The 12,916-nt window shown below is 68.2% G+C and carries 13 protein-coding genes; 4 read left to right on the forward strand and 9 right to left on the reverse strand.

Features of this window, described 5'->3' with window-relative positions; translation table 11 throughout:
* Positions 1 to 8: 8 nt before the first annotated feature.
* The 9 genes from ACLQ25_RS16095 to ACLQ25_RS16135 all read right to left on the reverse strand — a co-directional run bounded on the left by ACLQ25_RS16095 (position 9) and on the right by ACLQ25_RS16135 (position 8,434).
* On the reverse strand, positions 9 to 1,298 hold the full coding sequence (locus ACLQ25_RS16095; protein WP_425731676.1) for a lanthionine synthetase C family protein: 1,290 nt from the start codon (positions 1,296 to 1,298) through the stop codon (positions 9 to 11).
* On the reverse strand, positions 1,295 to 4,405 hold the full coding sequence (locus ACLQ25_RS16100) for a lantibiotic dehydratase (RefSeq protein ID WP_425731677.1): 3,111 nt from the start codon (positions 4,403 to 4,405) through the stop codon (positions 1,295 to 1,297). Before ACLQ25_RS16100 ends, ACLQ25_RS16095 begins: the two co-directional genes overlap by 4 nt.
* Positions 4,406 to 4,498: 93 nt before the next feature.
* Positions 4,499 to 4,657, reverse strand: coding sequence for an FxLD family lanthipeptide (locus ACLQ25_RS16105; RefSeq protein ID WP_425731678.1), 159 nt, complete (start codon positions 4,655 to 4,657; stop codon positions 4,499 to 4,501).
* Between the two features lie 124 nt (positions 4,658 to 4,781).
* Positions 4,782 to 4,916: a hypothetical protein gene (locus ACLQ25_RS16110; RefSeq protein WP_425731679.1), complete on the reverse strand. Its 135-nt coding sequence runs from the start codon at positions 4,914 to 4,916 to the stop codon at positions 4,782 to 4,784.
* Positions 4,917 to 4,977: 61 nt separating this feature from the next.
* Positions 4,978 to 5,640 (reverse strand): GNAT family N-acetyltransferase, encoded by a 663-nt coding sequence (locus ACLQ25_RS16115; protein ID WP_425731680.1) that lies wholly within the window; start codon positions 5,638 to 5,640, stop codon positions 4,978 to 4,980.
* Between the two features lie 20 nt (positions 5,641 to 5,660).
* Positions 5,661 to 7,154: an APC family permease gene (locus ACLQ25_RS16120; RefSeq protein ID WP_425731681.1), complete on the reverse strand. Its 1,494-nt coding sequence runs from the start codon at positions 7,152 to 7,154 to the stop codon at positions 5,661 to 5,663.
* Between the two features lie 38 nt (positions 7,155 to 7,192).
* A complete protein-coding gene (locus ACLQ25_RS16125; protein ID WP_425731682.1) occupies positions 7,193 to 7,930 on the reverse strand; it encodes a GOLPH3/VPS74 family protein in 738 nt (245 codons plus the stop codon).
* On the reverse strand, positions 7,927 to 8,160 hold the full coding sequence (locus tag ACLQ25_RS16130; protein ID WP_425731683.1) for a hypothetical protein: 234 nt from the start codon (positions 8,158 to 8,160) through the stop codon (positions 7,927 to 7,929). The genes ACLQ25_RS16125 and ACLQ25_RS16130 overlap by 4 nt, the downstream gene beginning before the upstream one ends.
* The gene (locus ACLQ25_RS16135; RefSeq protein ID WP_425731684.1) at positions 8,147 to 8,434 is read right to left on the reverse strand and encodes a hypothetical protein; all 288 of its coding nucleotides are present in this window, start codon (positions 8,432 to 8,434) and stop codon (positions 8,147 to 8,149) included. Before ACLQ25_RS16135 ends, ACLQ25_RS16130 begins: the two co-directional genes overlap by 14 nt.
* 701 nt (positions 8,435 to 9,135) lie before the next feature.
* On the opposite strand from ACLQ25_RS16135, the gene ACLQ25_RS16140 reads away from it, so the two are divergent.
* The 4 genes from ACLQ25_RS16140 to ribD all read left to right on the forward strand — a co-directional run bounded on the left by ACLQ25_RS16140 (position 9,136) and on the right by ribD (position 12,619).
* Entirely contained in the window at positions 9,136 to 10,023 is an 888-nt protein-coding gene (locus ACLQ25_RS16140) for a helix-turn-helix domain-containing protein (protein ID WP_425731685.1), read from the forward strand.
* Positions 10,020 to 10,214 (forward strand): DUF397 domain-containing protein, encoded by a 195-nt coding sequence (locus tag ACLQ25_RS16145; RefSeq protein ID WP_425731686.1) that lies wholly within the window; start codon positions 10,020 to 10,022, stop codon positions 10,212 to 10,214. The genes ACLQ25_RS16140 and ACLQ25_RS16145 overlap by 4 nt, the downstream gene beginning before the upstream one ends.
* Before the next feature lie 372 nt (positions 10,215 to 10,586).
* Positions 10,587 to 11,735, forward strand: a complete 1,149-nt coding sequence (locus ACLQ25_RS16150) for a hypothetical protein (RefSeq protein WP_425731687.1) — start codon at positions 10,587 to 10,589, stop codon at positions 11,733 to 11,735.
* Entirely contained in the window at positions 11,735 to 12,619 is an 885-nt protein-coding gene (gene ribD / locus ACLQ25_RS16155; protein WP_425731688.1) for a bifunctional diaminohydroxyphosphoribosylaminopyrimidine deaminase/5-amino-6-(5-phosphoribosylamino)uracil reductase RibD, read from the forward strand. The genes ACLQ25_RS16150 and ribD overlap by 1 nt, the downstream gene beginning before the upstream one ends.
* Positions 12,620 to 12,916: the final 297 nt, after the last annotated feature.

Here is a 12,916-nt window from a genome sequence, read left to right on the forward strand (position 1 = left end):
GGGTGTCCTCACGTGAGGGGGCGAATGGCTGGCATGGTGAGCAGGCAGGAGTCCCAGGCGCTGCCTGTTGATGCCGGGCCGCTATAGCTCAGCGCGGCCAGAGCGACTCCGGCGGCGCCGTCCAGAAGCCCAGGGCGCGTCTGGTCGCCGAGCAGGGCGGCGGCCGTACGCTGCGGGTCTGTTTCTGCCGGTCCGATTCCGTCAAGCAGGCGCGGAACGAGACCCTTCAAGCGAGCGGCGGTTTCGTCTGAAGCGTCGGAGGCAGTGCGGTGTGCAAGGTGGGCGAGGCCCGCATACCCATGACACAGCGACGCGTCGGTCACTAGGGCGAGTTGGTGGGGGTCGCCGAGGGCGTGTGTCAGCGCGTCCTCGGCGGCGGCGCGACGGACCGGATCGCCGACGGCAAGCCCGGCGAGTTGCTGAGCGCGGCCCAGCCCGGCGGTGCCATAACACCATGATGGCCGCTGTGCACACCCGGTCGGAGCACGGCCGGCGTACAGCTGGGCTCGGCTGATCCAGTACGGCCAGGTCGGGCCCGCGTCCGTCCCGCCGCGCCACCGGTCGAGCCAGGCGCAGATGGCGGTGATCGCGGCGATCTGGCCGTCGACGATGATGCCTCGCAGGGCGGCAAGCGACAGCAGGGCCAGAGGTCCGCCGATGCCATGGGCCACCCCGTTGTTGCTGTGACCGCCGGGGAACCGGTCATCTGCGCGTCCGTCGGGGCCACTGCCGGTCCACCAGCCGGGTAGCACCTCATTGTCCTGGCGCAGGGGAGCGGTGAGCCGGACCAGGTATTCGAGCACGGCTCGTAGTTCCTGATCGCTGCTGGGGCGGGACAGCAGGTAGGCGCCGACCCCGGTGAGGCCGCGGATGGCGTCGAACTCGGCCAGGGCAGGCAGGACGCCGGCGTCGATCCGGGCGTGGCCGGCCGCCACCCGGCAACGGGCGTCGGCGGCGATGGCTGCGTCCAGCTCGTCCAGGGCGCGGGCGTACGTACCGGGCCGGTGGGCGGCAGCGCAGGCAAGGACATGCGCCAGTGCCGGTGCGCCGTGGAACGGGTGGCTGTCCGCGCCTGCCGTTACCGGACCGCCGGTAACGACGGCGAGCCATCGGTGGACCCGTTGCCAGGGTCTTAGCCCCGCCGCTGCCAGCTCGACGTGCAGCAGCGCAATGCCGGGTACGCCGAGGGCGAGCGACTGCCGCCACCACGGTTGGCGGGTCGGTAGGGCGGGGGCGTCGGGATGGGCCAGCAGGTCGCCAACCGTGACGGCCAGCTGCTCGCACTGGGTCGGGTTCACGAACGGCTCCGGGCGAAGTAGGCGAGGGCAGTAGCGCGGGCGAGGTAGCGGCACTGGTCCTCGTCATCGAAATCGATGCCCACCGCACGGATGAAGTGGGCGTGCAGGAGCGAGCCGAGGACGTCGTCGACGTTGATGCCCTCGGTGTGCGGGCCTGGCAAATGGGTGCGGTAGGCGGCGAGTGCCACGTCGCGGTTCTTCCAACCGTCGACAATCGCGGCGCCACCGTCGAGCTCGCGCAGGGCCGCCCAGTCGTCGCCGGGGTGGGCGAGCCGCACCGCTTCACGGAACACCGGCCGGGCGATCGGGTGCGGTGCCGCCGCGGGTACGTGGTCGATCAGCCAGCGCATGCCCGCTTCCAGGCCACCGGCGTACGCGATGGCGATCGCCACGATGTGCGCGGCGACCAAGGCCTGACAGCTCGGGCGTACCGGCTGCCGCAGGTGCGTGACTACCGCGTGCGAGTCGGCGACGAAGACCGCCTCGGCCGCTCGCATCGCCGGACCGGAGCCCCACCGGCCGGTTTCCGGATACGAGGTGGCGTACTGCACCTCCCGCAGCAGACCACGTTGACGTAGGTCGTCAGCCCAGGCGCTGACCCGTCGCGCCGCAGGTCCGAAGGCGGACACGTCGGGTAGCACGATTCGTAGACGCAGGTGCTGGTCGGGGTCGCGGAACCGGAGGAACCACCAGTCGGGTGTCACCTCCCATTCGGCGAGCAGCCGTGGCAGATGCTCGGCGAGGAGGAGGTCCTGGCGGCGGATGTCCCCGTAGAGCTTGGCGAGCAGGATCCGGGAAGCGGCCGGCGTCTGGCCCTGATCGCGCGTGATGACGCGGGCTGGGCTCGGTGTGGGTAGAGGTGGCCAGGGCGGCGGCTCGGTGGCGTGTAGGGCGACGATGACCTCGTGCGCCCGCCCGGCGCACCATCCGAGGCTCTCGGGGGTGGGTGCCTCTGCGAGGACCGCTCGGGGCGCGGTGAGCAGATGGGTGCGCAGCAGGACCCGGTGCGCCGACTCCTCGAGGTTCAGCGGCAGACGCCGGTCGGCCTCGACGAGATACACCAGGCGCGGCAGGTGACGGCGAGTTCTCCACCTATCGAGGGCGTCGTCCCAGGCGTACCAGGGTTGGTGGCGGTCGGGGAGTTCGGTCGCCTGCAATCGCCACGTGGCTGGGGCCAGGATCGCTCGTCCGTACCGCAGTCGGGGAAGGAAGGGCAGCTGGGCTCGGGCTGCGGCACCCCAGTCGAAAGCGGTCACCTGCGCGCACTGGGCGCGCCCGACCTCGACGATGAACCGGGCCAACGGCGGGGTGTGAGTCCGCAGGTTCAGCGCGTGCATCCCGACCGCCTCGACCCGGCGACCTCGCTCGGGCACGGCGAGGAACATGCGCCGGCCGTCGCACCCGACGGCCAGATCGTCGACGGTGAGTACCGACCGTGCCGGTCGACGGTGCTCGGCCAGACTTAGCACCGTCGGCAGAAGCTGAGCAGCGCGCGCAACGTGGGCGGTCGCCGGGTCCAGTGGTGGGAAGGACAGCTGGACGGGCACCGTTTCCCGGTCGCCGGCGGGCAGATCGGTGAGCCCGGCGGCCAACCGCCCGGCGTCAGCCGACCGCAGAACGCTCAGGAACCTTCCGGTCATTCCGCCGGCCGCTCGGGAGACGGCGACAACCTCGATCCGGAAGTCGCCGCGGGCCAGGGCGGCCTCGTCGCCTGCGTGAACGCGGACACTCGCCTCCAGGTGCGGAGGCAGCCGTAGCCGTTGGGAACCCAGCTCCATCTGTGCGATCAGCGCGTCGTCGAGGACAACCTCGTCCGCGGTATCGAGCGCAGCGCGCTGGGCGATGGCGAGGAGCACCTCATCTCGTCGGGAGGTCGGCGTGCGAGCTTCGGCCGGTGCAGCCCCGGGGTACCCGTCCGGGAAACCCAGTCCGCTGTCCGGGTCGACGACATCTCGCAAGGGCACCAGTGACCCGATCCCGTATCGCTCGTAGAAGCGCTGGTGGTACACCTTCCAGGCGGCGGTGCCAAAGGGCTGGGCGCTGAGACGTGTCAGAACGAGGGTGGCGCGCTCGACGTCCCGTGCTACCTGATCGGGAAGTGTCACCGAGGCGTCCAGGCGAAGGTCCACGGCGAGAGGTTCGTGCGTCGACAGGGCGAGGCTCCGCATCTGTGAGGTCACCTGCCGGCGTGCCGCCCGGGCGTCTGTGGATTGCGCGGTGTTGTGGCGGTGCAACTCGGCATGTGCCTCGCGGAGCACCTGCACAACGTCCGCGACCACGGCGACCGTGGCGGCACCCGCCTCGTCCAGTTGGAGCAGCAGGTAGCCGAGTGCGTCCGGCTCAGTGCTGGGCGCGTGGAGGTTGGTGATGAGGGCGTTATGAGTGATCAGCTGGGTGACCATCGACGTCACGGTCGTCGCACTGGCGTGGGGAAACGCGGCATGCACCCGTGAGACGAGCACATCAACCCGGATCGGGCTCTGCGTGGCTGCGAGGGCAATCCGTACCGGTGCCGAATACCGCAGCGACACCTCCGCTGCGGTCGGTCCGCCCCTGGGACGGGCTTGTGGCTGGTAGGGGACGACGAGCCGACCGTCGCGTACGGCCATCGTGTTGTTCGCGACCACCGCAAGTCGGGCGACCAGCTCAGGACATGCCTCCAGGTGCGCGATCACGTCACTGATCCACGCCGCACCGGCCCTTGCTACAGCCTGATGCGAGGTGCCCCACCGGCTGGGCATCCGTGAGCCGAACACCGCCGGCGCCACGCCCGCGAGGAGTCCGAACGGGGTGGGGCGGCCGACAAGACGCTGCGCGTATCGGCCAACGGACTGTATTACCCGCCGTGTCTCACGGGCCGTGGGCGCGGTGCCCGCAAGCATCTTGCCCACCTGTTCGCTGAGAACCGGACTCGCCTGACTCACCGCGTCAGCCACCGCGTCGATGGCCCAGACCTGGCGCAACCAGGCGACCCAGACGGGCACCAGATCGGCGCGAGGTTCGGTCAGGTCCGGCCACGGCGGCAGCGCGATGCCCGGCTGGGCAACGGCGCGGACGAGCGCGGTGTCGGTTGATCGGTAGGCGGGAGAGCCTTGGGGAGAGCGCACACTGCACCTCGGTGAGGATCTGGACGGGTGGCCGGCCGGCGCGAGCGGCACCGCTGCTTGCCGTCGCGCCGGCCGGCGTTGGACTATTGCCGGTCAGGCGACGTTGGTGGTGCAGGCGGTGCAGGTGCTGCCACAGCCGTCGTCGGTCAGGTTGACCAGGCCCGCCAGGTCGGTCACCTCCAGAAGGCTGACGTCGAGGTCGAACTCGTCGTCATTGCCGGTGACCGTCTGCTCCAGGGTGCTGTTTGCCATTTCTCCTCCGATCCGGAGATCCGGGCCAACCTGACCCGGGGTGATGCTGAGGTGGCGGCGGTGCCACCCCTACCGCCCCTTGCGGGCGGAGCTGCGCTGCCGGTAGCTGCCGGGTGTGGGCAGGTCAGGGCCGTGTGGGATCGCCGGCGCCGATGGTCTTGCCGCGCTCGACGGTGAGCACGTACGAGAACAAGCCGGGCCGACGTCCGGTCACCCGTTCCTGAGCCGCGAGGATCTCCCCGGTGCGCGGGTCAATCACGAGCTTGGACGTCGACCGTCGGCGGACACGGCGAAGCCCAGCCCGCTGCGCCCCACGAGGGTCACAGCGACCGCCGACCCGGCAACGGGCCGCTCGTGGGAAAGCCACTCGGTCGGGCGGCGTACGGCTGCCCCCGCCACATCCGCCAGATCGTCGGTCCGCTCGTGGGCAGGATCAACGGTGGCCCGGCGCAATAGCCGAGTCGGACGTACAGCTCCCGGTTGCGCCCGTTGCTCGCCTCCAGGTACGCCGGCATGCCGAGCTCGTCGAGCTGGCGGTGGCGGTAAGTGAGCAATGCCGCGCCAACGCCGCGGCTCTGCTGCTCGGGCTTGACAGCGACGTACGCGAGATAGTGGTGTGGCTCGCTCGGATGGAAGGCTTCGAACACGGCGTCGAGGAGGGCGAACTTTGGCGCGTACGCCTCCGTGGCCGCTTCTAGCGCTGCCTGATACCCCGGCGACTCTCCGAGCGGAGGTTCGGCCCTGGGATACCAGATCGACACGGCGGAGAGGTCGGTGGTGGTGTCCACGCGACCGTGGTCGAGGCCGTGGTTGAGGACGAGTTCGAAGTACTGGTGGTAGACGGCCTTGCGATCGCCATGATCAGGGACCAGCCAATCGGCAACGGGCCCGTCGAAGAATGCCGCAGCGAGAACGGAGGTCAGGGGCCTCATGTCGTCGCGAGTTGCCTGGCGCACGGTTGGGGTGGTGCTGGTGGCGGTCATGCTCACTCCCTCGTTCGGGGTCAGGCTGGCTGGCGGATGGCGTTAGAACTGCGCAGGGACGCGGTAGCGCTCTCCGCGCCGAGTCCGACGGCCTGATAGATGTCGGGCTTCGTGGCGCGGAGAATGTGCGCCCAGACCGTGCCGACGAGCGCGGCAGCGACGTACGCGGCCGGGAAGAGCCAACGGAGCGGCGATTGCGGGGCGACGCCGAGGAGGGTGTCGAATTCGCGCACGGTGATGGCGAGGATCGCGGCCAGTGCCAGGGTGGCGATCATCGGCGTGATCGTGCACCGCCAGGGCCCCTCGGAGGGCCGGATGCGGGCGAAGAAGCCAACCACCGCAGCTGAGGTGACGGTCATGAGGACCAGGACGCCGAGGCCGCCGGTAACGGTGACCCAGAAGAACAGGTGCACGACCGGGTCGGCGCCGGCGACGGCGTAGCCGATGAGGACAGCGATCGCGAGCGAGCTCTGGATGATGGAGCCGATCTTCGGCGCACCGGTGCGGTGGCTGGTCCGGCCGAGGGCGGCAGGCAGGACGCGCTCCCGTCCGAGCGCGAACAGGTATCGGGCCACGGTGTGGTGGAACGACAGCAGTGCGGCGAACAGACTCGTGATGAAAAGGACCCGGCCGATCGTGACGACACTCGCCCCGAGATACGGCGACACCAGATTGAAGACCAGCTCGGTGCCGTCCGCGCGGGCCGCGTCCACGATCATGTCCGGCCCGGTGGCGACGGACATCGCCCACGCCGACAGGCCGTAGAGCAGGCCGGTGGTCGCTACCGCGATGTACGTGGCCCGCGCGACGGTCCGGTGTGGGTCCTTGGTCTCCTCGCTGAAGACGACGGTGCCCTCGAAGCCGACGAAGCCCGTGATCGCGGTGACCAGCGCGGCACCGATACCAGCGGCAACCAGGTGTGACGGGTCGAGCGTGTCGAAGGTGACCGTTCCGCCGGCAGGGTTGCCCACCATCCCCGCGTCGAAGATGAGGGCGACTGCGCATTCACCGACGAGCATCGCGGCCAGCACCTTGCCGTTGAGGTCGATGCGCAGCAGACCGAGGACGGCGACGACGGCCCAGGCGGCCAACGCGCAGACCCACCATGCGACGTTCCAGCCGTACTGGCTCTGTAGGAACTGGGCGAGGACGGCGCCGAACCCGCCGTACAGTCCGATCTGCATGGCGTTGTACGCGAGGAGCGCGACCATGGCCGCCGCGACGCCGGCCGGTCGGCCCAGTCCGTGCGTCACGTAGGTGTAGAAGGCGCCGGCGTTGACGATCCGCCGGGACATGGCGACGTAGCCGACCGCGAACAGGGCCAGCACCGCCCCGACGATCAGATACGACACCGGGATGCCACGGACGCCGGTGACGGCGTACCCGGTGGTCGCGCCGCCCGCGATGACGGTGAGGGGTGCCGCTGCGGCGATCACGAAGAACACCACGGAGGGGATTCCAAGTCGGCCGCGGGCCAGAACGGTGGCGACCGTGTCGGCCTTCGAGTGGTGCATGGTCTCTCTTTCGCTCGGGGGTGTCTGGTCAGGGCAGGTCACGAGGTGCGGTGGCTCAGAACGCCTGCGCCGACAGCGGCGGCGAGTTCGGCGAGCAGGTCACGCAGGGGTGGCCACGACTGGTCGAGCAGGCGGCGCAGGTGCGCGTGAGCCGCGTACGGTGCGCCATCGAGCAGAGCCGCATCCAGCTGGGTGTGCAGCGTCAGGCCGGCCAGCGCGACGTCGAAGTGAGTGAGCTGCTGGTAGGTACGCAGCTGCTGGGAGAGCCGAGCCGACGACCACGCCGCGGTGTTCATGTCTGCCGGCACGTAGACGGTGCGTTGCCGCCAGAGCCGACTGGTCTGTTGCTGCTGAAGAAGCCCGACCTGCCACATGCGTGTCGCGACCTGCTCGTAGGCAGTGGTGGCGAGGAAGGACAACCAAATCCGTGTCTCGACGTACTGCGGCTGGCCGATCAACCGGTCAAGAACAACGTGTTGCAGCCAGTCTTTCGGCGGAGAGTTCGCCAGCACGCGAACGCGCCCACGGTCGAAGGTGATCCGACCCTCGTAGTACAGCTCGGCGAGTAGCGCAGCGGACAGGCCCAAAGCCAGCGCGGTGCGGTGAAGCCTGGGCTGACCGGTCCGGTCGTCATGCGCCATGAAGAAGAACTCGTCGGCGATGCGGGGGGAGATTGCGACGGCGGTACCGACGGCTCTGACCGGCCGTTGTGGCACTCGCGGTTCGCTCTGGTCGGGATCGGCGTACTCGTCGGCTGTGCCAGGGGTTCGGTTCACCTCGGCTGACCTCCCGGGGAATAGATGTCGGCGGGGGAGAGGAGACCGAGCCGGCTGAGGAGTTCTCGGCCGCCGGCATGGCCGGTGAGCTCCTCCACCGCCCAGCTCTGCTGCTTGCACCCGTCGTCGCCGCAGTTCAGGCAGGTGCCACCGCCCGCGTGTTGCAGTACCGTCAGCCGCGCAGACGCGAAGCGGTCGACGGAGCGACAGCCTTCGTCAGTGCTGGTCATGGGGCGTCTGCGCGATGCGTCGTAGCGCGGCGACACTGACGCGCAGTTCCATGGAGGGCGGGTGCTGGTCCACCCTGAGGGAGTCGCACTGTGGGTGATGGCCGCGCACCCACATCCACTCCTCGCTGAGGTGGGTGAGGTCGGTGCGTAGCCAGGCGACGACGACGTCAACGCACGTCCCGGGGATCAGGTCCCGGCCGAACGACCAGTCGTCGGGCCCGAGCCGTAGCAGCGTTCCGGCCTCGATCATGGACAGATCGGTCGAATCGGTCACCGCTGAGACTTCCCGTCGCGGCAGAGCCCGGGGCCAGCCGGCCGGTGGGCGCGGCCGGCTCGGAGGCGGTCCAGAAGGCACGGTTCTCGACGGCGATCTCCTGCGCAGACGGTCGAGCCGGATCGGATGCGCGAGTTTGATTCCACCCGCCGTGGTCGGCGAACAGCGTTGCCGCGCCTTCGCAGTCGATGCTCAACGGCTGGTAGCGCTGACTGTCCTGTGCCGGGACAAACCACTTGATTCGCTTCATCACCGTCATCTCCCTCACTGGATGTGTGCGTGACTCGGGCGCTTTCCGGGGCTGGCCGCTGCCCGCCTATCGGGTGCAGGGATCGCCGCGCATGGGGGGACGCGACGAGCCCCGCACCCTGCTGGTGGGGGTGTGTCGTGGCAGGCATACGACCAGTTGGAAAGCCAGGCCGGGTCGTCGCTGCTTCGCTGCGGTGCGCTGTCCGGCGAGCTCGTGGCTCGCTGACGAATAGCTGATTGCGATTCAACGATCACGGACCGCTGAGCGGCTGGGAATGCCGACCTTCGGTCCGACCTCGTGTACCTACCTTCGGTCCGACCAGGCTCTGAGCTGGGCGTTCATGGTCGTTCGGCAGCCGCCGCCAAGATCGATCCGTCGCTGTCGGGGTTACATTGAGATCACCGAGCCGGCCGTGTGGTCGACCGGCTCGACGAAGCCGTGGAGGCCGCCGGTGACCAGACCCAGCCCGTACGTCCGGCGGCGTTGGCTTGGTCGCGAGATCAGGCGCCTGCGTAACGAGCACGGGCTGGCGGCCGAACCACTAGCGCGCACTGTCGGGTTCCCGCGGCAACAGCTCAGCGCACTCGAGAACGGGCACCTCGGCCCCGACATCGACCTGGTCAGCGCGATCTGCGACTACCTGGCCGTAGGCACCGTACGGCGGCGAGCCATGATGGACGCGGCGACCGACGGTTGGACGCGTGGGTGGTGGATGGCCGACGCGGAGCGAATGGGCACCCGGCAGGCCATCTACGCCGACCTGGAGAGCGGCACCAGTGCCATCACGGAGTACGCCTTGGCACTGGTTCCCGGTCTGCTTCAGACGAGCGCGTTCGCCGATGCTCGCTTGCGGAGTGACCCTGCCCGCCATGCCGAGACCTTCGATCCCGTTGCAGCGGTCGCCGCGCGGGCGTACCGGCAGCAACTGCTGCTCGCCGTCGGTGGGCCGCGCTACGACGTTGTGCTCGACGAAATCGCGATCCGACGCTACGCCGCCGACCCACACATCGTCGCGGACCAGCTCCGGCACATCATCGGCGTCTGTGCTGCACACCCAGACGTGACCGTCCGCGTCTTACCGATCGGCGCCTCCATCAAAGGCCACAGCGCACCCAGATCCGCGTACTCGATCTACCGCTACCGCGACACGCCGGACTGCTTGGCTGTCGCCGCCGATACGCTCACGAGTGATCTGATTTACACCGAGCCGGATGAGATCCAGCCCTATCTCAGCCTGCACAGCCGACTGAAGGCCGCAGCGCTTGCACCTGACGTCAGCATCCCCCTGCTTCGTGTCGCGGCGCAGGAACTGGTCCCCGCCAAAGGAGTCTCAGCATGAGATCACCCTCTACGGCATGGCGTAAGTCCAGCCGCAGCGACGATGGCAACTGCGTCGAGGTCGCCCACGGGAGTGATGGTGCTGTCGGCGTACGCGACTCGAAAGACGTCGTCGGCCCGATACTGGAATTCGGCTCCGCCGCCTGGAACGCCTTCACCGACAGCATCCGGACCGGCAGGCTCGGTGGGTGACTATGGCCAGAGTGAGCTGTAGCGCCTTACCGTGTTACCTGGCAAGCGGTGCCCGAGCGTGAGCCGAGGGAACGTAGCCCCTATGGGCTCGATGGTGGCTCCTAGGCATCGATTCATACTGCTTTGCGTAGCTGAGCAGCAGCGAGGCGCCCGCTACGGGTGGATGTGGAGGGGGCCGGTGTTACGTCATCCTGACACTGCGGCGCGCGTCGGTCGGCAGCCCAGAGTCGGTGGTGAAGAAGGTTTCGCCCTTCGAATGCAGACTCGTCGGGACTGATAATGCCCCGCCACCCGGACACGGTGATCAGCCCGAATACGCTGCTTAGCGATGCTCGCCGCCGTCTACCATCGCCGTGGCGGGCAGGTCAATCCATGTCACGCAGCGAGCTGGCCGACTCCGTCAACGTCGCCCTTGATCGGCTCTACCCCGGCAAGGTTCTCACCGCCTATTACGTCGACTCCCGGTGGGTCGGAAAGCTCGAGCGTGGCGAACACCGATGGCCCAGTGAGGAACGTCGTGCCGCCCTCCGCCATGTTCTCGGTGCCGCAAGCGATGGTCAGCTCGACCTCTACAGCCCACGGCGCACCGAAGTCCCCAGCACCACCTACGGCATTGAGCAGCCACCGCTGGGTAGCTGGGATGAAACGATCTATCAGCTACGCGCCCAGTGGCACCTGTTGGTCCAGAACGACAAACTGTTCGGACCGCAGTATGCGTTGATCGGAGTCGCGGCTCAGCTCATGCTGCTCGACCGGCTGCTCACCGACGTGCCAACGCCCATTCGTCCCAGCCTCATACGTCTCGCCGCCCAGTACGCCGAGTCAGCAGCATGGTTGAACCACTCACTCAATGACGCTCCCGCCGCTCAGCATTGGACAGGGAAGGCCCTCAGCTGGGCTGATCAGATTGCTGATCCGACCATGACGGCATGGGCGACGTACCGCAGTAGTCAGCATTGGCTTGTTGGTGGAGAGCCGCAGCGTGCTGTCGACGACGCCGAAGCTGCCATGCTGCAGGACAAGAAAGTGCCCAGCCCGGTACGGGCGGCCCTTCGTGTGCAGCATGCCCACGCTCTCGCCACGGTCGGCGAGCACCGTAAGGCCATGCAGCTCTTGGACGACGCACATAAGTGGGCGGCAGACCGCGGTCCAGGTAAGCCCGAAGGTGAGCACGCCTCCTTCTGCACGAGCGGCTACATCGAGGTGCATCGAGGCACGTGCCTCAGGATAGGACGGCGGCCCGACGAGGCTGTTGCGGTGCTCGACGCCGCGCTGCCGTCGATTCCCTCGCTCCATCGCCAGGATTTCACCGTAGCTCTGTTAACCAAGGCCGCAGCCCATGTAGCGGCCGACCAGCCTGAACAGGCTGCCGCCGCAGCGCACATTGCCCTGCCGATCGCCCGGCGAGCGGGTGCGCGCCGGATCCTGCATCAACTCGCCCAGATCGGCTCTGCTGTGGACGAGCATCGTCACCTGGCCGACGTCCGTGAATTCCTCGACGACCTTCGGGAGACCTCCTGATGGCGTCGGACCTTGAGCTGTCCGCGATGCGGCATGCCATCGCACTCTCTGCTCTTGGGCTGGGTACCACGAGTCCAAACCCGCCCGTCGGGTGCGTAATCCTGGATCAGCACGGGACGGTAGCGGGTGCGGGGTTTCACCGCCGCAAGGGCGAGCCGCACGCCGAAGTACACGCGCTCAACGCGGCGGGAGCCGCGGCTCGCGGCGGGACGGCTGTCGTCACGCTGGAACCATGCAACCATGTCGGCGTCACGCCGGCGTGCCGACAGGAGCTGCTCAACGCGGGTATCTCCCGGGTGGTCATCGCGGTCATCGACCCAACCTCCCGTGGCGAAGGGGGTGCCTCGGCGCTGGCCGCAGCAGGGGCCGAGGTCGAGACCGATGTATTGCGTGACGAGGCCCTGGTTGTCCTTGCCCCGTGGCTGACTGCCACAATGCGCCGTAGGCCGTACTTAACCTGGGCGTTTGCACTTGATGACGAGCATCAACAGGAAGCGGAAGAACGTCTCCTGCTCGACCTTTGCGGGAATACTGACCTCGTCATCGCGGGCCAGACCCTCGACGAGGGCATCCCAGGTGGCCACGCCAGCGCGCACTTCGCACTGCCCGGAGGTGCCGACATCGGCGTCGGTCTTCCGCAGTGGCTGTCAGGCGCCTACGAAGGTGGCGTACGCAGCGCGCTCGTAGTTGGTCACGAGCACGGCGCTGCGCTGCAGACGCACCTGCACACCGTCGACCAGCTCGTGGTCGCAGTGCCACGAACTGACCCGTCCCGAGCATCGGAGTTGGTACACCCTGACCTCATACCGATCGATTTCGAACTGGCCGAAGTCGCTGCTGACGCGTGCTCGTTGACGTTCCGAATACGCCGCCTCCGCACGTAGCGCAGAAGAGGGCTCGCAATCGGACACTTGCTGATCATCGCGGAGTGTCGGCTGCAGGTACATCAAGACACGTCACCCGGAGAGGGGCGCCAATTCAGCCAAGGAGCGGCGGCCTTCACACTGCGGTTGATCGTCTATGGCCTACTGAGGTGATCTCAGCAAGATTCGGCGGCCGAGTGGGGATGACACGGGCGTAACGTCCATACCGGACGGCGTTGGCTATGGACGTGGAGCCATCGATAGACAGGTTCTTGCGACAGAATCCAGTCTTCGAGAGGGCTCCACGTGATCGCCTAT

It is taken from the genome of Micromonospora sp. DT44, assembly GCF_049841635.1.
In the GTDB taxonomy this organism is placed as follows: Bacteria; Actinomycetota; Actinomycetes; order Mycobacteriales; family Micromonosporaceae; genus Micromonospora.

Bases quoted from the DNA above. Each gene is read 5' to 3' on its own strand.
- ACLQ25_RS16105 (WP_425731678.1), bottom strand. From the start codon at position 4,657: ATGGCAAACAGCACCCTGGAGCAGACGGTCACCGGCAATGACGACGAG.
- ACLQ25_RS16115 (WP_425731680.1), bottom strand. From the start codon at position 5,640: ATGACCGCCACCAGCACCACCCCAACCGTGCGCCAGGCAACTCGCGAC.
- ACLQ25_RS16120 (WP_425731681.1), bottom strand. From the start codon at position 7,154: ATGCACCACTCGAAGGCCGACACGGTCGCCACCGTTCTGGCCCGCGGC.
- ACLQ25_RS16130 (WP_425731683.1), bottom strand. From the start codon at position 8,160: ATGACCAGCACTGACGAAGGCTGTCGCTCCGTCGACCGCTTCGCGTCT.
- ACLQ25_RS16145 (WP_425731686.1), top strand. From the start codon at position 10,020: ATGAGATCACCCTCTACGGCATGGCGTAAGTCCAGCCGCAGCGACGAT.
- ACLQ25_RS16150 (WP_425731687.1), top strand. From the start codon at position 10,587: ATGTCACGCAGCGAGCTGGCCGACTCCGTCAACGTCGCCCTTGATCGG.
- ribD (WP_425731688.1), top strand. From the start codon at position 11,735: ATGGCGTCGGACCTTGAGCTGTCCGCGATGCGGCATGCCATCGCACTC.